Raw genomic sequence first — 21,306 nt, forward strand, 5'->3', positions numbered from 1 at the left:
ACAAATAGTAAAGGATGGAAATGGTCATTTCAAAAGGTTTGATGTAGAAAATAACCTTATTGAAATGGGAAAGTTAAAGCATAGCAAAAAAGATGGAGAATGGATCGGATACAACAGTCAAGGTGAAATTCTCTACAAAGAAGAATTTAAAAATGGGAAGTTCAAAATAGGCTTTAATCGATCAGGAGTTGGCATCAAAAGATATGATCATGTATATACTGTAGCAACTCGACCTGATGGGTTTGAAGGATTATACAAAGGTTTCCAAAAATATGATATTCTTAAAGGTGAAAGAATTGACCCAAATATGAATATGAAAGTACACATTTCATTTACTATTGATAAAGAAGGAAATGTATACAATGTCATACCATTATCAAGAATTGGGAATGGTATCGATGATAAAATACATTATGTCTTTTTTAAAGTAATTGGTACATGGACACCAGCATATTACCACGGAAGACCAATAGAAAGCAATATTGTGTTACCTATTAAATTAATGTAATTTAAGTAGCTACTTTGGTAAACTATCAAGGTAGCTTTTTTCTGTTCCTTCTAGCAAGTTGCTATTGTAAGGATAAAAATTACCATCTACCTCTACTTCTTGGTTTTCTCCATGAAATCCACTTCCTACATACCCAATATTTTTTCCTTTGAGGATAATTCCTTTCCAACCACCACATTGATTTTGCGTAACAAAAATCACTTTTATTGCTTCTTCTTTATGAGGTAAATTTTGATAAATATCATTCAAAAAAGTAAGTACAAAACGATCCTGTTTCTCATCATATTGGTTGACACCATCCAACAATAGATAGGAAAGTAAGTTATCATAATATCGATAATTCTCTTTATCATTCAACTCTATTTCTTCCATTATAAAACTTAACTGACTTTCCTCTAATTGATGGTATTTAGAAACGATTTCTTCAGCAAAAGATTCATCAATCTGAATAACAAATGAAGCTGGAATTATCTCATCAATCACCCCTAGAACAGTTCGCATGAATTCATCTTCTTCTCTATCTTGATCTATATAATAAGCTTTAATATCATCAGGAATAGTAATTTCAATGATTTTTTCAAGTTGATCAAATTGTGATTTTTGGATTTTCATATCATGATATTTTAAAGGTATAAATCTAATTTAAGGGAAAATAATGGATGATGCTATATGGTATAAGTAATATCTTCATAGAGCAACTAATTGAAAGGATATCCCTGTAGAGGCACGATTCATCGTGTCTCACGAACCAATTGCATTTCTAAAAGACTTTCAATTTAAATGGAATATCAAAAACATTAAACTACCTTTTGAAAACGCTCTAAACTAACGTGAGACACGATAAATCGTGCCTCTACAACGGTAGTTTTTCATAATAGAGTTGATACTAAATTAGGATTCTATCATTTCAGGATTAAAGATGTAGAACAAAAAATTGAATGGATACCCCTGTAGAGGCACGATTTATCGTGTCTCACGAACCACATACATTTCCGGAACATATTTTGAGGTTAAAACACTAAAAACTAGCATTAACGATTCAAAAAAATGGATAAATTTAAAGGTAAATATCTTATTTCTTCTCATAGATACAAAAATGCAGATTACACCGAAGAAGGTTCTTACTTCATCACATTTAATACTAAAAATCAAGCTTATTACTTTGGATCTGTCCACAATGGTAAAATGCTTTTGAACCAGCAAGGATACCTACTAAAAAGCCTCATAACTGAAATACATGAACGATTTCCTTACGTTGAATTAAATGCATTTGTTATTATGCCAAACCACATTCACCTTCTTTTAAGTATTTATCAAAGTGATTCTAATAATAATATAGAACCTATGAATAAAAAAGAGTTTATGAATAAAGAAGGGATTCCAAAAATCATTAGATGGTTGAAAGCGCGATACAGTTATGAGGTGAAAAAATTTAATCCTTATTTTTCATGGCAACCTAATTATCATGACCATATAATAAGAGATAAAGATTCTTTCATTAGAATTCAAAATTATATCGAACATAATCCTGAAAAATGGGAAGAAGATAAGTTTTACATTAAAGGCAAAAAGGGAATTCAACTATAATAAGACAAGGTTACATTATTTTACGCTCTATTCTCACGTGAGACACGATGAATCGTGCCTCTACAGCTATAGTTTTTCAAAATAAAGTAGGTACTAAATTTTAATTACATCATTTCATAATCAAAGAAGTAGAACAAAAATTGAAAGGATAACACTTGTAGAGCACGATTCATCGTGTCTCACGAACCACTTACATTTTACAAAAAACTTTCAATTAAAAAGTGAGATTAAACTCATAAAACTACCTCTTGAAAACGCTCTAAACTTACGTGAGACACGATGAATCGTGCCTCTACAGCTATAGTTTTTCAAAATAAAGTAGGTAGTTAATTTTAAATATATCATTTCAGACGCAAAAAAGTAGAACAAAAATTGAAAGAATACCCCTGTAGAGGCACGATTTATCGTGTCTCACGAACCACTTACATTTCACAAAAAAAATCCCCTCCTCGATTGCTCAAGAAAGGGATTTTAGTGTCTAAAAAGGTACTTAAATCAAAATGTAATAATTAAAATTTAAGCTTCTGCTTCAGCTTCTTCGTAATCACTTACAGGAATACATGAGCAGACTAAGTTTCTATCTCCAAAAGCACTGTCGATACGACGTACTGTTGGCCAGAACTTGTTGGCTTTAACATAAGGAAGAGGGTAAACCGCTTTCTCTCTTGAGTACGGTAAAGTCCATTCTTCAGTAATAGTCATTGCCTGTGTATGTGGAGCGTTCTTCATTACGTTCTCAATAGGATCTGCAACGCCATCAATTACCTCTTGGATTTCTTGACGGATAGAGATCATTGCATCACAGAATAAATCGATTTCTGCTTTGCTTTCTGATTCCGTTGGCTCGATCATTAATGTACCTGGTACAGGGAAAGATACTGTTGGCGCATGGTAACCATAATCCATTAAACGCTTTGCAATATCTTCCACTTCGATACCTGCTGGTTTAAACTGACGGCAATCCACGATCATCTCGTGTGCGTTGCGTCCGTTGGTACCTACATACAATACAGGATAGTGCTCTTTTAATCTTGATTGCATATAATTTGCGTTCAAGATGGCAATTTTTGTAGCATTCGTTAATCCTTCTGCTCCCATCATTCGGATGTAAGCATAAGAAATCGGAAGAATACTTGCAGAACCCCAAGGTGCTGCTGAAACTGCTGAAGAAGCTTTTTCTCCTACATTGTTATCAATCACAGCGTGTCCTGGTAAGTAAGGAGCAAGATCAGCTACTACACCGATTGGCCCAACACCTGGTCCACCGCCACCGTGAGGAATACAGAATGTTTTGTGTAAGTTCAAGTGACAAACGTCAGCACCAATGTTTGCAGGAGAAGTTAATCCTACTTGGGCATTCATGTTGGCACCATCCATATATACACGTCCACCATTGTCATGGATAATTTGACAAATCTCAACTACCGACTCTTCAAATACACCGTGAGTAGATGGATAAGTGATCATCAATGAGGATAGGTTTTCGCTGTGTTGCTCTGCTTTCGCTTTCAAGTCTTCCACATCGATGTTACCTGCTTCATCACATTTTACAATCACTACTTTCATACCTGCCATCACTGCTGATGCAGGGTTAGTACCGTGAGCAGAAGAAGGAATAATAGCAATATTTCTATGCCCTTCACCTTGTCCTTCGTGGTAAGCACGGATTGTCAATAGACCTGCATATTCACCGTTTGCACCAGAGTTTGGTTGTAATGACATCGCATCAAAACCAGTGATCTCACACAACCAAGCTTCCAAATCTTTGAAGATTTCTTGGTAACCTTGTGCTTGTTCTTTTGGTGCAAATGGATGTAATTGACCAAATTCTGGCCAAGTTACAGGAATCATTTCCGCTGTTGCATTCAATTTCATTGTACATGATCCTAATGAAATCATGGAGTGTACTAATGAAAGATCTTTGTTCTCTAAACGTTTCAGATAACGTAACATCTCGTGTTCAGCGTGATAAGCACTAAATACAGGATGTGTTAGGAATTCTGAATCACGTTGTAAAGAAGCAGGAACTGCAACTTCTATATTGTTCGCCAACGCTTGAACATCCACAGCTACATTTAATCCCAATGCATCTTGGAAGATATCAATGATATCTGCAATGTGCGTAATATCTGTAGATTGATTCATTGAAAGACCAATATTTCCATTTTCGAAGTAACGGAAGTTAGTCATTCTTTCTTCAGCTAAAAGACGAATTGCTTTCGCTTGAAGAGGCGTTGTGTTGATTTTTACTGTATCAAAGTAATCTTTGTTGACTACTTCTAAACCTAATTGCTCTACTCCTTTTACAAAAAGATTAGCCATACCATGTGTACGGTAAGCAATTGTTTTTAAACCTTCAGGTCCATGATAAATAGCATACGCAGCTGCCATAACACCTAATAATACTTGTGCAGTACAGATGTTTGAAGTTGCTCTTTCACGCTTGATATGTTGCTCACGCGTTTGTAATGCCATACGATAAGCTTCATTACCGTCCTTATCTTTAGAAACACCAATAATACGTCCTGGAATTTGACGTTTGTAAGCATCTCTTGTCGCTAAGAAACCAGCATGAGGTCCACCGTATCCCATTGGAACACCAAAACGTTGTGCTGAACCTACTACGGCATCAGCATCCATTTTACCAGGTTCTTTTAGAATTGTCAGTGCTAGAAGATCTGAAGCCATCGCCACTAAAACACCATTTTCGTGTGCTGCAGCAATAAAATCAGTGTAATCAGAAATACCACCATTTGTATCTGGATATTGAACCAATACACCAAATAATGTAGGGTCTGTTACATCTAATTCTGCAACATCTCCAATGACTAACTCAACGCCAATTGGAGTACAACGTGTTTTAAGAAGATCTAAAGTTTGTGGGTGACAAGCGTTTGAAGCGAAGAATTTGTGGGCTTGCTTCTTTTTAGCTCCCTTTCTTGCTCCGTAGAACATGTGTACGACTTCACCTGCAGCGGTTGCTTCATCCAATAGAGAAGCATTAGCTAATTCCATACCTGTAAGATCAGTCACCATTGTTTGGAAATTCAATAGCATTTCCAGACGACCTTGTGCGATCTCCGCTTGATAAGGAGTATAGGCAGTGTACCATCCTGGGTTTTCCATGATATTACGTAAGATCACAGGAGGTGTAATCGTATTGTAATAGCCCATACCAATGTAAGAACGGAAAATTTTGTTCTTCTCCGCAATTGTTCTGAATTGACGAAGGAATTGGTATTCAGTTAATGGTTCTGGGAGATCCAACCCTTTTTCTAGGCGGATTTTTTCAGGGACAGTTTGTGCGATTAGTTCATCAATATCTGAAACCCCTAACGCTTGCAGCATCTCTTCGATTTGAGTATTGTTGGGCGCGTTGTGCCTTGCCTCAAATCGCTCGAAGTTGTTTAAATCAATCTTCATCGACTATGGTTGTGTTGTGGTAATTAACATCTTGTATTGCAGGTTAATAGAAGAAGTGGTAAATTGAGCCCGCTACTTCCCTGCAATAGCACGGCAAATATAGTTAACTTTATTTACGAAATAAACTTAGACTTACTAATGAAAAGGATTTTACTGACAATAAGTCTCTTATTTTCATATTTTATAACACTTGCTCAAAGTGTTAACCCTTCTGATGGAATTTTGTTTCCTTCAGACGAGGTAAGTCGCGTAAATATTACGATGGACGCTGATGATCTTGCTTTTTTATTAGCACCTGGAAATGAAGAAAATCGTGAATATAAAAACTGTATTTTTGAATTTGAAAACTCAAATCTGACGGATTCTTTACATAATGTCGGTATTCGATTAAGAGGAAATACTTCTCGATATGCCCCCAAAAAGTCCTTTAAGCTATCATTTAACAAGTTTATTAAAGGAAGAGAATTTCATGAAGAGAAAAAATTTAATTTAAGAGCAGAACACAATGACCCTACACTTTCTAGGGAAAAGTCGCTCTTGAAAATGTTTAGAGAAGAAGAAATTCCTGCCGCAAGGTCAAGTCATGTTGCCCTTTATATTAATGGAGAATATTTTGGCTTATATCTTAATACTGAGCAAATTGATGATTTATTTTTGGCGTCAAGATTCCAAAATGAGGAGGGAAAACTATACAAATGTAGTTATGGTGCTGACCTTGTAAACGACCCAAATATCTATCTTGATGACGATATTTATGAGCAAGAGGAAGGTGATGAAGACCATAGAAATGAATTGTCTTCTTTCTTAGATAGCATCAATATTTTGACAAATGAGGAGTTTCATCGCTACATTGACAAAAATTTTGATATAAAAACATATATTAAAACGTTAGCGATTGAGCAACTTTCTGGACATTGGGATAACTATACCTACAATAAGAATAACTTCCTGATTTACTGGGATAATTCTACAAATAAATGGACTTATATTCCTTATGATTTAGACAATACTTTTGGTATCGACTGGATTGGTATTGATTGGGGGACAAGAGATTTGAATCATTGGATGCATCCGATAGAAGCTCGTCCATTAGCTAAGAAAATTTTAAATGACCCCGAGTATAATAATGAGTACAATGCTTATTTGCGTACGTTTATTGATTTGACTTTTAATAATGAAATTTTAGATCCTTATTTCAATACACAACATAATCTACTACGCCCTTATGTTGTCTTTGACACTGAATACACATCCAATTATGGATGGACTGTAGATGATTTTGATATCGCTTTTGATGAAGCAGTAGGTGGACATGTAGAATATGGATTGAAAGACTATATTTCAACAAGAGTTCAATCAGCAAATAATCAAATTATTGTGACTGACTTAGATTCAGAAATTACTCAATCTGAAATTAAAGTTTATCCTAACCCTACAAGTCATCATATGATTGTAGAGTTAGCTGAAATACCATACAAAAGATGTTTGATTACACTAGTAAGTCTTAATGGTCAAACCGTAAAACGTTGGAGTAAGAAATCAGGAAACATCATTGATCTCTCCATTGATAATGTTCAAAAAGGTACTTATGTTCTTTCTGTTGAGATCGAAAATCAACAAAGAAGTTGGATTAAATTACCTGGTAAAAAAGTAGTGATTTTATAATTTGATTCATTTTACTTCTATACCTTATTAGAGATATACACTCTGATTAGCTCTTATTTTTTTGACAGAAAAAATAATTCTGAAGATTGAGAATACAAACATAAAAATCAAAAATAGTTTACCTAGAATATAATCAATATTATTGCTCCTTATTTCCTCCTTCTTATTGAGAATCAATTCATCATTAATCATCAACCCAAACATTCTAATATTCTTTTTCTGAAAGTTATGATCAGATTTCTTAATCCAAACTGTAACTGTATTCTCCTTATTTAAATTTAAATTAGTATCAATGGATTCCAGATAATCTAATCCTTTTATTTCAAAAGATGTCTCATCATATTCATTTAAATTTAGAAGTACATAGTCATCAGTAAATTGATATTTACCTCCGCTTTTTCTCTGCGTTTGAATGTGTTCTTGATAGGTACCGTGTATAGTTTCTAAATCATCATTTTCTAAAAATTCAGTATCTATCAAACAAAACAACGAAATTGAAGCAATCAAAACAGTTGAATTAATCCATAAATTTATTTTCACTAATTTCTTTTGTTTATTGAGATAAGTAGACATCCATTAAATTTTAATGTAATAAATAGTGCAAATGTAGTTGAGAAGAAATGTTATCCATAATATGAAAGACACTTTTTATATCACAAAAAAAGTCAATATCTTATGAGATAAATGACATTACATCTTTCTATGAAAACTATACTACTCTTAATACTAACATTATTCGTAACTAATTTATGTGCACAACAACTTTCTCAGCTGCCTAGTATTCGTAATTTTCAAAAAAATGAATATGGTGCCCTTCCACAAAGTTGGGATATTGTCCAAGACAAAGAGGGTTTAATGTACTTTGGGAACAATCATGGATTATTACAATTTGATGGTGAAGAATGGAATAGATACCCTCTTCCCAATAAAAGTATTGTACGCTCGCTACTCTATACATACGATACCATTTATGTAGGTGGACAAGGTATTATGGGTTACTTTCCTTTGACAGGTGAAAAAAGATTGACATTTCATTCTTTGTCGGATCGATTGCATACCATCGACTTTGAAGATGTGTGGGATATTGTTAAAGAACAAGATGGAAGTATTGTTTTTCATTCTTTTCAAAATGATTACCGATATCATCACAACGTATTTCAAAAAATACCGCATTATCCTGGAGAGTTTTTATTTAATGTGGGAACACAATTAATTTCATCTGCATCCCTAGATTTTCAAAATGAACACCCACCCTATCAATTTATTGGGACTATTCAACCACAAAAGCTTCTTTTATTTACAAAAGACAATGGTATTTTCATCCATCATAAAGACAATACAAAACCTTTTTATCCTGAAAAAACAAAGGAAATCATAGAAGCTAGTATTTACTCTGTGATCTCATTAAATAATTTTGAGAACAATGCTCACTTTGCCATTGGAACGGTACGCAACGGAGTCTATATTTTAGATGAAAAGGGAAACATCAAAGCACATTACAATAAAGAAAATGGATTGGCTAATAATACTGTTTTGGCGCTCTTTCAAGATCAAAACAATGAACTTTGGTGTGCATTAGACAATGGGATCGCAAAGATTGATCTCTTTTCAAATGTCTCTTATTATTCTAGAAATATACATTTCACGCCCTCGGTTTATGATGCTCATTTGTTTAAAAATGAATTTTACATCGGTACTAACCAAGGCATCTACAAAAGGTCTTCGAATGCTCATCAACATGAAAAAGTTGCCGGAATCAATGATCAAGTATGGAATATTTTTGAATGGAATAATCAACTGTTTGTTGCACACAATAAAGGTCTTTCTATCTTAAAAAAGAATACATTCGAACTCCTCTTCGCGGAAGAAGGAATTTGGAATGGACAACCTTTGAGAGTTGCTAAAGGTCAGTTGTTATTAGGAACTTATAAAGGCTTTCGATTAATGAATTTGAACGGTGAAATCTCTCCTCTGATAGAAGGGTTAGATATTACTGCAAGGATTTTCATTCAACTAGCCAATGGAGAAATATGGATGTCTCACGGCTATAAGGGAGTCTACAAGTGCACTTTATCCTCTTCCTTAAAAAGTTTTTCAAATGTGACCTATTATAATCATGAAAATGGCCTTCCTTCTTCTATTTTCAACAATGTTTTTAAGGTCAAGGAGTCCTTGTATGTTGGGACATTAAAAGGCGTCTATACCTACGATGAACAGCAAAACTCCTTTCATCATTCAACCAATGTACAAGAGTTTTTGGTCAATGATACTACCCATATTAAGTACCTTAAAATAGATGCTCGTAATAATTTCTGGTTACTTTCTGAAAAGAACTTCACGACTTCTTCTCACAACTTTTCTTATGTCAATAATAACTTTTTGGGGAGCTTTGTCGCGGGATTTGAGTTTATTTATGAATATGATCAAAATAAATATATCATTGGGTTGGAAGAAGGATATGCACTATTTACCAACTATTTGTATCAACGTCAACACCAACCACTCACCACTTATATTACTTCGGTAAAAGTAGGTGAGCAACGTTCATCGGAAACAATTCACCAACAATACCAACGCAAGAATGATATTGAATTTGAAAACAACAGTTTGCAGTTTTCATTTTCTACACCCTATTTCAAAAATATCGATTACAATCAATATCGTTTTTATTTGGAAGGGTTTGATAAAGGATGGTCCAATTGGTCGAATCAAAGTACTAAGAGTTATTCTTTTCTTAATGAAGGAACGTATACTTTTTTTGTGCAAAGTAAAAATGTAAACAACCAACTTTCAACCCCAACTTCTTATACCTTCCATATCTTACCACCCTGGTATCGAAGTTTTTGGGCGTATAGTATTTACGTCTTTTTGTTTGTCGCTTTCTTCACTTTTTCTATCCTTTTGGTTCGTCATAGAGCGAAAAGAGAAAAGAAGTATTTGATGATCAAACAAGCCAGTGAAATGCAAGAAATGGAATACAAACTGATGAAAGAAGTTGTGGATTCTAAAGAAGAAATTGATAAGCTAAAAAATGAAGCGTTGCAATCTGAAATCAAAAATAAAAACCAAGAACTAGCAGCAGTTACGATGGCCATTATGCAAAAAAATCAAGGTCTTCAATCCATAAAAGAAGCCCTCTCTGACAAGTATTCTACCTCTAAAGATAAAGATCTCAAAAAGATCATCAAGCAGATCGACGAAGCAACGGATGTTGAAAACGATTGGGATGAATTCAGTATTCGTTTTGATCAAGTTTATGACAATTTCTTCGAAAAGCTAAAAGGGAAATATCCAGAACTGACACATCGGGATGTACAAATTTGTGCTTATCTCAAAATGAAATTGAGCAGTAAAGAAATTGCCAATACACTTAATATTTCTGTCCGAAGTGTAGAACAAAGTCGTTACCGTTTAAGAAAGAAAATGAATATCCAACACGGAGAAAACTTGCTGGATAGAATTTTAGGTATTTGATCAAACTTCCAACAGCAACAGAGTAATAAACTACACCCTATTACATCAAAAAAGGTTCTTCTATATCATCGTATAAAAGAACCTTTTTTAATTGATTACACATGTAATGGCTTAGTCATTACACTCGCATGGAGTTTTACCCAAAGTATTAATGAAATCGATAAGATTACAAAGTTGTTTCTCCATCTCTTTCATTTCCTCTTCCGTATAAGGTACTTTTGGAGCAATCGTCATATGGTAAATATTGATATCGAACTTAGTTCCAGAAAAAGCCTTTTGCACATCAAAGGTTTTGAAATCTGAATCATCGAAGAAGTAGATTTTCTTGAACTTGTTCTTCTTTACATAATCCAAAAGAATTTCACCTTTGTTGCCCCCTCTAGTATAGACTACATTGTCCTTTAAGATCACATGTGGCCCTAAAGTAGCAGAATCTGTCTCTAGAAAAGTATAGCCATTTTTTGTCAATTGAAATTCTGTAGAAGCAGCGATATTCGGTGTGAATGACCTTGAAGTCACCGCGATCGTTTTGCTTTTTCCTTTTCCTAATCCATCCACCAACTGAGGTTGTTCATCAAACAAAGCCGTTGCATTGAAAGTAGAATAAAATAATGGCGTTAAAACACCAAAAAGGCAATCATTAGAGATATTTAATTTTAACTCAGGATGTTTTTTCGTTTGTGTATACCACCAATCACTACCAAAACTATTTTCATTTGTAATGATCAGCGTATTGTCCACATCAAAAACAAACAAAGCATCACGCTCTGATTTTATTTCTTTAATGATCTTTTTAAAGGTAATACTATCACTTACCGTCTGTATAGGAATTAGCGTATCATCTTGTGCATAAACAGTACTAATGAGCATTGAAAGCACAAAAGTGATCAATTGTATTTTTAAGAATTTCATAAAATTATAGTTGTACTTTATTCCTAATATATAACACATTAGGTCTTCAAATCTTTCGTATTATAAAGGTATTAATGAAAAGAAAATAATAGAATAAAATAGTAATGTATTAATAATCGCTAACTAAAAATTCAGGAAATGTTATATAACTTTTAGGAATAGTTGAAATTAAACACAATTCACCATCAAGCCGAAAGTGTTAAAACGAAGTCGTCACTTGTGTCTTATATTTTGAAGAAATCTGTTGATTTTAAAAAATATCTAATTCGTTAACCAAAAATAGAATATTAAGATGGATAGAATTACATATAGAAAATCTAATCTGTTTCTTTTTACTACCAAATAAGATAAAATAATGATATGTATACTTGTCACTAATTCATAACTAAATGGTCGTGATTTTGCACTAGCTCCATTCCCAAAAACTAAAAATTGAAACAACACCGATGAATACACCAAAGCAACATAAATACATAAGTTTATAATTACTAAAATTGATGTGTTTAGACATTTATTCTTTGATAGGTTCATGTTGCTTATTGATGAGAAAATTCTACATTAACGACTATCACTGTTCCGTGTATCAGACCGAAAAGTGTCAATCGGAACTAGCTAAAATCGAAGTAAAGTCTATTAGTTTGAAACCACGAATAGTAAGGAAGATTACACCCTAAACTTTCCAAAATAAATGACTTTCAGTGAAAGATGAGAAGTATTTCCTTCCTAAAATTATTTTTTTGAATCAAATTAGAAGAGTAAAAAAGGTTGTAACGGTTCGAATGTGGGGCGTTTGGCATTTTAAATGCTCCGACCTTTCAAACCGTTATATATTTTATTAATTGTACTTATATTCAATTTTAGCACTATCCGCCAAATGACCTATATTTATTGTTAGGTTTTCGTGCTTTATTTTCCTCAGTCTGCCCGTGCGTTGGGGCAGCCATACTCTTTGACATGTTTTGGTTTGTGTGTCAGCTTATTTGAGCGACTTGGCAATGTGTATGGTTGCGTAGGATAGCTATTTCCTACTTTGTTTTCTATAATTCTCTACAGCTTTATTATAATCAGTTTTTCTATCTTTTTTATTCCACTCTGTCCAAAAATCAATAGTACTACTTAAAGGTCTATTCTCCTCTTTTGGCATATCAAGCATAATTCTAGAAGGTAAAAGAACTGCGTCACCAAGTACAATTGTTTCACCAACATCTAAAGTCGGTAAGATATCAGCAAATACTGTTAAATTGTCCGACATAAAAGACTTAACTGTACTTTGATCTTGTTTATTAGACAATCTTAATGACATAATATTATTACATTGGCTAAGAATTGTTTCACTAACATCTGAAGGTCTTTGACTAACAACCAATAAACTAACTCCATATTTTCTACCTTCTTTGGCAATCTTTTCAAAGTTCTCCAATGCTCTTTTTTCATTAGGACTATTTTCACCTTTCTTAGGCAGATACAAATGAGCTTCATCGCAAACAAGAGCAAGAGGGTGCCTTTCTTCTTTCTCAGTCCAGAATTGAATATTGTATAGAATCCTAGCGACCAAACCTATTATTATAGGCATAATATCAGTAGGAACTTCTGAAAAATCAATCACTTTTATTCCTGATTCATCACCTTCAAATTCTATTAGTTGCTGTATTATTTTAGTTAACGCATCATAATCATTAAGTTCGTCAGGATGTTGAAAAAGAAAACCATACCTTTTATCGGTCAGCTTTACACTGAGACGAGTTAACAATCTCCCAAAACTTCCGTTATAATCACCTTTCTTTAGTTTTCCATTTGCACCAGGTACCATTTCTTCATTTAAACGACCTAGTTCACTTACAACAGAGTTTAAGCAATAAGATACTGGGCTATCAATTGTGAATGTACTAATAACTTCTTGTTTATCATTGTCATTTAAGTGCTTTAACTTTTCATCACCAACTATTTTTTGAAACATCATAACTTGGTTATGAGCTGAGAATTCCGAGCGGTCAATGAACATAGCCTGCATTTCCTCCGAGTTTAGTAGCCAATATGGCAAAAACAATACTTCATCATCTTTAGAATCCAAATCGTCAGGACCAGCAACTCTTAATTGTTTTGCAAATTTTAGTGTTGAATATTCACCGTGTAAATCAAAAACAATCATTTTGGTGGTTGGCAATTCTGCTGCCTTTTCTAATATTGAAGCAACTGTCCATGACTTACCAGAACCTGTACTTCCTAGTATAGCTGCATGGCGCTGAAAAAACTTATCTCCATTCAATTGTGCACGAGCCTTTTCACTTAATGAATATTTACCTAAATCAAGTGAAACATCCGATTTTGATTTGGCAGAAAGTAAGCCCATGAAATTTTCTAAGTTTTCACTTTCAATCGAAAATGCCTCGGCATCAATATCTGGGATTTCTTGAATAGAACGTGAGAAGTAATTCGTTTCTGTTCCTTTCTTCCCTTTAAATGTCGCAACAATGGTAATAGTTACAATATTTGAAACTCTTTCAAGAATAGAATCTGCACTTACAGGGCTTGGTTCTTCATCATCATTTGGCTGAACAATGTTTTTTAACTGTTCAGTTGATGGATTTTTAATAACTCTTTCTACGATTGCAATTGCCCATTCTTCTACTGCAGATGAAATTTTTACTGCAACCAACCGACCGACTCTAGCAAGTTTAAGTTCTTTGGGTTTAACATCTAAACTCAATTTAGTTGTATCAACATATACAACTTTACCAACATAGTCTGTTTCTTCATTAAAATTAAAAAGCTTTACCATTATCTATAATATTTCATTTGCAAATTCATCAATTTGCCAAATCGGTTTGTTATGTTCTATTTCAGTTCCTTGGTATCTAATTATAGCACCTCCTTTATAATTATCACTTATTGCAATTATCTCTGGATTTTTATCGATTATTGTTTCTGCATTCCCGATTAAATCTTTAGTTACAATTATAGCCCTACGGCTTACCTGATTAATATTTTGACATATTTTTTTATCTATGTCGATGTCATTAAATCCGTATCCTATGAATAAGTAAGTTTGTGCCTTATCTATTGCGTTATCCATTTCACGATAGAAGTGTCTATTCTCGACAATTCTTTTATGTTTTGTTTCACCAGGAGTTATAATGAACCTTTCATAATCGTCAATACTTTCAAAGTAAGATAAGCTGTCATTCCGATAAACATTTTCATTCTTCACAAAATAGTTAAGTGAACCGTGTACTTTGTGTAACCTGAAATGTGGATATACTTTAGAGTAGATTTTTCCAGTTTTACTATTGTTTTCTAATCGGTTGAATATCTGCTCTGATTCTGCCCAATCAAATTTCTTTTGTATTCCACCATAAAATCCATCGTTATAATCTATACCGCAATGAGACAAGGCATTTTCAATAATCAAATCATAATTTGGTGTAATTAAATCAATTATTGGATTCGTATAAGAAAGTGCATTTTTAAGTCGTTCGAAAAGAGCTATAATTGGTATATTACCAATAGATATCTTTGAAATGTTCTTATAATTAACCCTCGCAACATGTTTACCAGTTTCAACAATTATACTTTCAAGTAAGAAATCTGACTTTACAACATTTAATGAGTTTTCAAAATCAATCTTCTTGTTTAAATTCTCTAGTACTAATTCCCACTCACTTTCAGCTTGTTTATCTCCATTTATTACAACAGGAACAACTGATTTTAAATGAGACTCTAAAGCCCCCATGCCAAAATCAAAGTCAACTGAAATTGAACTTCCTGTACCAATTATCAAAGCAAGTTGTTTTCGAAGTCTTTCTTGTATTTCTTGATATATTTTGTTTAAATCCATTCTATCTTAAAATATGTGTGTGTCGGCAAAAATTTGGCTCTTTTACAAGCTGAAGAATCAGCCTGTGTGTTGGAGCTTGTAAATGTGCCAAATGTACGTTGGCTTGTCGCTCTTTTCATGAAACCTAACGTTTTGTGTATGGTACGTATCCCGAAAGGGATACACTATACATTTTTTTGTTAGGCACAGTTTTTATGTATCATTTAATTCACTCAATAGCTCCTGTCTTGTTACTTCATTCTCCAAACTTTTGATAACCTTAAGAGTAATTTGTCGGAGACGAATAAAAGAGTCATTTAAGAAGCTGTCATCTGGTGTTTCAATACCATGCAGAAGTTGATTTCTGATGCGTCTAAATTTTTGAAGGTCATTTATATCTTGTTTAGAAAGAATCTGTAATTCAAACAATTTTTCCAATCGAGGCACATTGTACTTTCTAGTTCTATCAATTATACCATTTTCATTAAGGACTATTGAATAAGCCTTTTCAAGAACTATCCATGTTTTTACGAATGACTCGAACGCAGAAGTATCTTTATTAGGACCCGTAAACTTTATGAAATAGTTTTTCAGTGATTTGTCCTTCATGTCATCTTTTAAATAGTCCTTTAGGAACATATTTAGAAGTTGATCCGAAATCGTTTCATCTACACTTTGATTGATATTGTTGAGATATTTGGTAAAGGTATCTGTATCATAATTGTAGATATTCTTGAAATAGTTATTAAGTACTTTAGTATCTCCAAGTTTTAATTTGTTGATGTAGTTCTTATTCAGAGAATTTGTGATAAAATTGGTCAGTTCATATTTGTTAGAAATCTCTTTGGTTTCCTTTGTCCTTTTCGTCATTGCGTTTTGCAATCTCTCTAAGGCAATTTCACCAGTTAGTACTAGACCATTGATTTCATCTAAAATGGCCAATTCTTCTTCCCACAAGTTTCCAGATAAAGGTTTATAAACTAAATCATGTTCTACTTCTGACCATGCATGCATTAGAACAGAAGCAACTTGGATTTCAAATAAAGTATTTTGGTACCTTTTATTTGACTTATCAGACTTATCAATTTCTACGCGATAGTGTGTAGCCCAATAACCAGAGAATCTTTTCGTATGCTTAGGTTTATGTGAAGATACAGGAAAGACCTTCTTCTTTTTAACATTGAACAAATCATTTACGATTTCATCTACTATATCTCGATCAGACGGAAAATACAATGCAACTCTAATACCAGCTAAATCAACAATGTCGTTAAATACATCCTGAACTTTCTTGTATTGTTTTTCCTTATTCCTTTGAACAAGTTTGTCTTTTAGTCGATCATTACCTTTAGCCCGATATGAAACAATTGATTTTATTCCTCTTTTTCTTAATTCAGATTCCAACTTAGCATTGCCAATCCTGGCCAATTCCGTGTAGAAATCAAATTGCTTGTTGTATTGATTTAAGAATTCTTCGATTATTTCCATTCGTTCTTAATTGTGTCCAACATTCAATAAACAACATAGTCACTTTATCTCAATAATGTGACTATGTGTATATCCATTAAAAAATCACCTTCAATCTCCTTTCAAAAAAATATAGTTTGCTGTTAGATCATTGAAAGCCCTAACAATTTAAATCTTAAATTATCACAATACAACCAAAACATTACATAAGGCATTTTGAATTACATATTTTACATTATAATTAACAATCATTAATATTTCATTTTTCAACCACTGTGAACAAGAAGATTAAAACACTTCAATCGATTGCTAAAAAATAAATTTCTAAAATCAATTCGTGAGCAAATGCAATTTTTCTCCCTCTTCTACCAAAAATGAAAACAAAGCAGTCCACTAAGAAAATTTGGACATAAAAAAATCCCTAAAAGGGATATCAATTTCAAATAGCCGTAAGAAGTGTGGGGAATTTTTGAGGTGAAGAAGAAAATAAGAAAGCATTACACACACCTCTTCTGTTCCAACTGGGAAGCTGGGTTTTTCCAGAGTGTAAATGTTGTTTCGGTTTTGATAAGGGCACGCATCCAATAATATTTTGGGGTGGATGCTGATCTTTGTTCTTTGAAGAGTTTTAGGTGTTCCATCCAAAGGTCGTAGAGTTCCCAATCGTTGTTGTGATCGAAATACTTTTTACCGAGACGGTAAGCATATCTTTTGGGAACATGGAATTCATCTTTCCTTCTATTGGGTATTTTGAATTTATAATACTTATCAGAATACCAGTAAATAAATCGTCTTTGGGCGTAAAGTTGGTAATTGGTTTTTCTTCTTGGATGATGTTGGAAAGGGTTCTTTTTCTTTGATCCTGCATATTTCTTTCTAGCTAAGAATAGTTTGTGAGCATAGTCCGCATCATACTTTTTAGTTTTAGGATTTGTATTTCGCTTCAACTCACGATAGATCGTAGAAGGAGAAACTTCTAAGCCTTCTGCAATTTCTTTTACAGAATATCTCTTTTCTTCTATTAGACGTTGGATGATTTTTCTATGGTGCAGTTGAAGATTCTTCATTTTTTTATTGTTTACCACTCTTACATGAGACACGATAAATCGTGCCTCTACAAGGGGATATAGAAAGAAACTCCAAGATGTTTATTCCAAAACCTGTATGACTTATTACTTTAAAATACACCTTTGGAATTTCTTTACTATAATCATTTATTATTCTGAATTACGCAGTAATAGGATCAGGAAGTAGGTTATAATGATTGACTGTCCAGCTTTGTGTTTCAGCATAGTCAACAACCACTTTGATACTTTCACGAAGTTCCATTTTATGTGCATTTTCTACAGCTGTTTCGAATTTGTTTTTGATAAACCCGAAACCACATTTTGTTTCATAACGCTTACGAACTTCTCTTTCTCTTACATATGCTTTGTCACGATCAAGTTGTGTATCGTCTTTCAAATTGCCCTCTGATAAGGTAGCAAGAAGTTCATCTAAGCTTACAATTTCACTTTGGATTTTAGTTAACTCATTAAGCAACTCCTGTCGAGTTGTTTCGCCTTGATCGGCTTGATACTCTCCTTTGATGAATTCCATTTGAAGTTTTTTATACTCCTTACTCATCTCATCGATAAAGTATTGTGCTTCTTCTTGAGAGCTTACGAAAATTGAAACATTAGAATCGCTAAGTGTTTCGTTGAAATTTATTGTTTGCATTGTTGCAAATTTAGTTTTTGAAAAGTCATAGCAGTTTTTGGTTGTACAAATCTTGCAAAAAAATCTTTTAAGAATCACAACTACGGATTACTTAAACTTTATTTTCTTGAATAGTAAATAGTTTTTATTGAGATAGTTACATGTATATTAATGAAGAGTGAAAAGTGAAGAATGAAAAACTTAATATGTTGTTTTGGGCTTGGAAGTCTTCAAACTTCTTCAAAAGAATAGTTCCAAGTGACGCCAATCGGCTTAACACTTGAAACAGGTTTAATTTTAGAGAGTCATCTAAAAGAGATATAGTAGTCGATAGAATTATATTTATCACATTACTTCTACCACAAATAAACGAATCCTTTTTTATGATACTTATTGAATATTTTATGCTACTACAATGATGTGATATTTTTCATATTTGATAGAAAAGAAATTGAAATGAAAAGAGATAAACTATTACTGATATTTACAGCTTTATTGTTAAGTGTAAATTCATTCGGTCAAGAAAAAACTCCGAAATGGAGGTTTATAAATATTCCAGATTATCACAATGCAGAAGGATTGACAAGGGTTTGGAATAAGAGTAAAGACCCTGCCTTTAAAAATGCTAGAGAGGAAAGAATTGCGGCACAAACTGCTTCTTTTTTAGCCATGAGAAATGCGCATGGTGGTGAGTTGGTCATCCTTCCGGGGGATACAAATGGTGGTCATTGGTACAAAAGTAAATATCTTGGTCCTTTTAAATCGTATCCTGCCCATGCTGACTTTACGGAAAGAGAGGTAATTCTTGAATCTTCTCGATTGTGTTATCAAGGGTTGAAAGATATCGTTTATGGAGTGGGTTATGAGGAGTTTTTGGTCGCAGTCGGTGATCATGAATTGGGTGATAATCCATGGAAAAAGGGTTCAAAAGTAGTGAAACATTTACCTAATTTCAGAGAAGGTTTTGCAAGCGTTTTCACTTTAGATGAAAAAGGAAATTCTCGTTTTACAAAAAAAATTGGTAAGGCTGAAGCTAGACCTATCGGGACGAAATACGAACATACTTCTAATGCTATTCAATACAAAAACATCTTATTTGTCACGATAGATATGTTCCGTTTTGATGGTGCAAACATCAACTTAGGTGAAGAAGGTACAGTGGAAGGAGACATCACTGGAGAGCATCTAAAATGGTTTGAGTCTGTACTTAGTGAAGCACAAAAAGAAAAGAGCATTAAGCATATTATTGTACAATCTCATTTGCCGATTATCTATCCTGTGAGAAAGTATGCAAGTAGTGGAATGTTGGTTTCTAGACATGCTGAAGAAAAGGTTTTGAATCTGTTACGAAAGTATCATGTTGATCTTTATTTGGCAGGAGAAGTACATATGAATACGGTGACAAAAGATGAAAAATCAGACCTTATTCAATTTGTAGGAAGAGGGAATGATTTAAGCAATGTAACCACTGTGGATGTCGAAGATGACAAATTAAGTTTGGTGACTTATCATAAAAATGGTGATCAATTAGGCACTTTGACGATTGATAAAACGAATAAAAACACAAGCATTTCTTCATCAGGATTGCTTGCTCCTATTTCGCCTAAAAAACTACAAATCCATTGGAGTTTTGATCAAATAGTTCCTGCCGATGCATTTAAATTTAGCGTTACAGGAAACTTCCCGAATAAGGCAAAAGACAAAGTGCATTTCCAAGGTATCTCCTCCCCTGTTGCTTACCTCAACGACGGTGGGTTTGAGTATGATTATTCATTGCTTGGTGCATCTTCTAAAATAGAAAAAGGAATCATTAATAATGCGGTTAGAATTGATGAAAGTTCAAAGCTATTTGTGTTACCGATCGGTCCAATTGCGAAAGGATATGAACGTACTATTTCAGTTTGGTTAAAAACAAAAGCAGACGGTAGAAGAATCATTTTCAATAGTAGCTCATATTGGGGTAAAGGACAGTTTTACAACATCTCTATCAACGATGGACAATTGGAGTTAGCCCTTAAAGCCGACACTTATACGGCTACTACCAACCAAAAACTCAATGATGGACAATGGCATCATGTAGCAGTTGTGGTTCCTCACTATGGAGCACCCCTACAAGAGAATTTATTATATGTAGATGGAAAATTAATTTCGGAAAGAGATACAAAAGGCGGAGCCACTAATGTAAATACAAGTCAAGCCAATTGGATGTCGATTGCCACTCAAATGAAGAAGCATAAATCTAATTTGAAAGAGACTATGAATATGCAAAACTTCAGAGGGCTATTGGATGATATTTCGATGTGGACAAGAGCCTTAAACCATGAAGAGATTCAGCAGATTTACACTTCTGGATTGGAAGGTGTTAGTGCGTTAGAATTGGATCAAAAGCTTACGCAATAAGCTTTCTTTTTAAGGTAAAAGGTCTATATGTAATGGATTGATTTTCATCACATATAGGCCTTTTATTATTCTTGATTTTTAGTCGTTTTAAATTTAAAACTTAAAGAATAAGATAGTTTGTAGTTACGCCATCGCTTGAAACTACGAACAGAAATGCTGTGATTACTTTTTTACAATGTGTGTTACCTCTTTAAACGTAAGCACATCATTAAATACTAAAAGTCAACACTTTAACTAAAATACAACTATTTACTGTGAGGTAAAATAGAGTACTGTTGTGAGGTGATGTAGAGGTGGTTTATTACCCTTATTACCCTATTTCCCCCTAATATTGTGATACCAGTTATAAAACTCTCAA

14 protein-coding genes are annotated in these 21,306 nt (G+C 33.5%); 5 read left to right on the plus strand and 9 right to left on the minus strand.

What is annotated here, in order from left to right; translation table 11 throughout:
* Positions 1–64: 64 nt before the first annotated feature.
* Complete coding sequence (locus ACXAHM_RS04565) at positions 65–508, plus strand: energy transducer TonB (RefSeq protein ID WP_474959224.1); 444 nt, start codon at positions 65–67, stop codon at positions 506–508.
* A gap of 9 nt (positions 509–517) precedes the next feature.
* Here ACXAHM_RS04565 and ACXAHM_RS04570 read toward each other — a convergent pair whose 3' ends face one another.
* Complete coding sequence (locus ACXAHM_RS04570; protein ID WP_474959225.1) at positions 518–1,120, minus strand: hypothetical protein; 603 nt, start codon at positions 1,118–1,120, stop codon at positions 518–520.
* 435 nt (positions 1,121–1,555) lie between these two features.
* Between ACXAHM_RS04570 and ACXAHM_RS04575 the strand changes: the two genes are divergently transcribed.
* Positions 1,556–2,095, plus strand: a complete 540-nt coding sequence (locus tag ACXAHM_RS04575) for a transposase (RefSeq protein ID WP_474959226.1) — start codon at positions 1,556–1,558, stop codon at positions 2,093–2,095.
* Between the two features lie 516 nt (positions 2,096–2,611).
* Here ACXAHM_RS04575 and gcvP read toward each other — a convergent pair.
* A complete protein-coding gene (gcvP, locus tag ACXAHM_RS04580; protein ID WP_474959227.1) occupies positions 2,612–5,518 on the minus strand; it encodes an aminomethyl-transferring glycine dehydrogenase in 2,907 nt (968 codons plus the stop codon).
* A 138-nt stretch (positions 5,519–5,656) separates the two neighbouring features.
* Between gcvP and ACXAHM_RS04585 the strand changes: the two genes are divergently transcribed.
* Positions 5,657–7,183: a CotH kinase family protein gene (locus ACXAHM_RS04585; RefSeq protein ID WP_474959228.1), complete on the plus strand. Its 1,527-nt coding sequence runs from the start codon at positions 5,657–5,659 to the stop codon at positions 7,181–7,183.
* A 27-nt stretch (positions 7,184–7,210) separates the two neighbouring features.
* Here ACXAHM_RS04585 and ACXAHM_RS04590 read toward each other — a convergent pair whose 3' ends face one another.
* On the minus strand, positions 7,211–7,756 hold the full coding sequence (locus ACXAHM_RS04590) for a hypothetical protein (protein ID WP_474959229.1): 546 nt from the start codon (positions 7,754–7,756) through the stop codon (positions 7,211–7,213).
* 129 nt (positions 7,757–7,885) lie between these two features.
* Between ACXAHM_RS04590 and ACXAHM_RS04595 the strand changes: the two genes are divergently transcribed.
* Positions 7,886–10,657 (plus strand): triple tyrosine motif-containing protein, encoded by a 2,772-nt coding sequence (locus ACXAHM_RS04595; protein WP_474959230.1) that lies wholly within the window; start codon positions 7,886–7,888, stop codon positions 10,655–10,657.
* A gap of 111 nt (positions 10,658–10,768) precedes the next feature.
* Here ACXAHM_RS04595 and ACXAHM_RS04600 read toward each other — a convergent pair whose 3' ends face one another.
* From ACXAHM_RS04600 to ACXAHM_RS04625, 6 genes are all read right to left on the minus strand, one after another.
* Positions 10,769–11,569, minus strand: coding sequence for a DUF2608 domain-containing protein (locus ACXAHM_RS04600; RefSeq protein WP_474959231.1), 801 nt, complete (start codon positions 11,567–11,569; stop codon positions 10,769–10,771).
* 1,018 nt (positions 11,570–12,587) lie between these two features.
* Positions 12,588–14,348 (minus strand): ATP-binding protein, encoded by a 1,761-nt coding sequence (locus ACXAHM_RS04605; protein ID WP_474959232.1) that lies wholly within the window; start codon positions 14,346–14,348, stop codon positions 12,588–12,590.
* A gap of 3 nt (positions 14,349–14,351) precedes the next feature.
* The gene (locus ACXAHM_RS04610; RefSeq protein ID WP_474959233.1) at positions 14,352–15,404 is read right to left on the minus strand and encodes an SIR2 family protein; all 1,053 of its coding nucleotides are present in this window, start codon (positions 15,402–15,404) and stop codon (positions 14,352–14,354) included.
* 192 nt (positions 15,405–15,596) lie between these two features.
* The gene (locus ACXAHM_RS04615; protein WP_474959234.1) at positions 15,597–16,871 is read right to left on the minus strand and encodes a GTP pyrophosphokinase; all 1,275 of its coding nucleotides are present in this window, start codon (positions 16,869–16,871) and stop codon (positions 15,597–15,599) included.
* Between the two features lie 476 nt (positions 16,872–17,347).
* Positions 17,348–17,917 (minus strand): helix-turn-helix domain-containing protein, encoded by a 570-nt coding sequence (locus ACXAHM_RS04620; RefSeq protein WP_474959235.1) that lies wholly within the window; start codon positions 17,915–17,917, stop codon positions 17,348–17,350.
* Positions 17,918–18,077: 160 nt separating this feature from the next.
* Positions 18,078–18,569: a hypothetical protein gene (locus tag ACXAHM_RS04625; protein WP_474959236.1), complete on the minus strand. Its 492-nt coding sequence runs from the start codon at positions 18,567–18,569 to the stop codon at positions 18,078–18,080.
* Positions 18,570–19,004: 435 nt separating this feature from the next.
* Between ACXAHM_RS04625 and ACXAHM_RS04630 the strand changes: the two genes are divergently transcribed.
* Positions 19,005–20,948 (plus strand): LamG-like jellyroll fold domain-containing protein, encoded by a 1,944-nt coding sequence (locus ACXAHM_RS04630; protein WP_474959237.1) that lies wholly within the window; start codon positions 19,005–19,007, stop codon positions 20,946–20,948.
* The last annotated feature ends 358 nt before the right edge of the window (positions 20,949–21,306 follow it).

This window comes from Flammeovirga sp. AWQ4_249 (assembly GCF_056161045.1).

Bases quoted from the DNA above. Each gene is read 5' to 3' on its own strand.
- ACXAHM_RS04620 (WP_474959235.1), bottom strand. From the start codon at position 17,917: ATGAAGAATCTTCAACTGCACCATAGAAAAATCATCCAACGTCTAATA.
- ACXAHM_RS04610 (WP_474959233.1), bottom strand. From the start codon at position 15,404: ATGGATTTAAACAAAATATATCAAGAAATACAAGAAAGACTTCGAAAA.
- ACXAHM_RS04575 (WP_474959226.1), top strand. From the start codon at position 1,556: ATGGATAAATTTAAAGGTAAATATCTTATTTCTTCTCATAGATACAAA.
- ACXAHM_RS04630 (WP_474959237.1), top strand. From the start codon at position 19,005: ATGAAAAGAGATAAACTATTACTGATATTTACAGCTTTATTGTTAAGT.
- ACXAHM_RS04605 (WP_474959232.1), bottom strand. From the start codon at position 14,348: ATGGTAAAGCTTTTTAATTTTAATGAAGAAACAGACTATGTTGGTAAA.
- ACXAHM_RS04585 (WP_474959228.1), top strand. From the start codon at position 5,657: ATGAAAAGGATTTTACTGACAATAAGTCTCTTATTTTCATATTTTATA.
- gcvP (WP_474959227.1), bottom strand. From the start codon at position 5,518: ATGAAGATTGATTTAAACAACTTCGAGCGATTTGAGGCAAGGCACAAC.
- ACXAHM_RS04600 (WP_474959231.1), bottom strand. From the start codon at position 11,569: ATGAAATTCTTAAAAATACAATTGATCACTTTTGTGCTTTCAATGCTC.
- ACXAHM_RS04590 (WP_474959229.1), bottom strand. From the start codon at position 7,756: ATGTCTACTTATCTCAATAAACAAAAGAAATTAGTGAAAATAAATTTA.
- ACXAHM_RS04615 (WP_474959234.1), bottom strand. From the start codon at position 16,871: ATGGAAATAATCGAAGAATTCTTAAATCAATACAACAAGCAATTTGAT.
- ACXAHM_RS04565 (WP_474959224.1), top strand. From the start codon at position 65: ATGGGAAAGTTAAAGCATAGCAAAAAAGATGGAGAATGGATCGGATAC.
- ACXAHM_RS04570 (WP_474959225.1), bottom strand. From the start codon at position 1,120: ATGAAAATCCAAAAATCACAATTTGATCAACTTGAAAAAATCATTGAA.
- ACXAHM_RS04625 (WP_474959236.1), bottom strand. From the start codon at position 18,569: ATGCAAACAATAAATTTCAACGAAACACTTAGCGATTCTAATGTTTCA.
- ACXAHM_RS04595 (WP_474959230.1), top strand. From the start codon at position 7,886: ATGAAAACTATACTACTCTTAATACTAACATTATTCGTAACTAATTTA.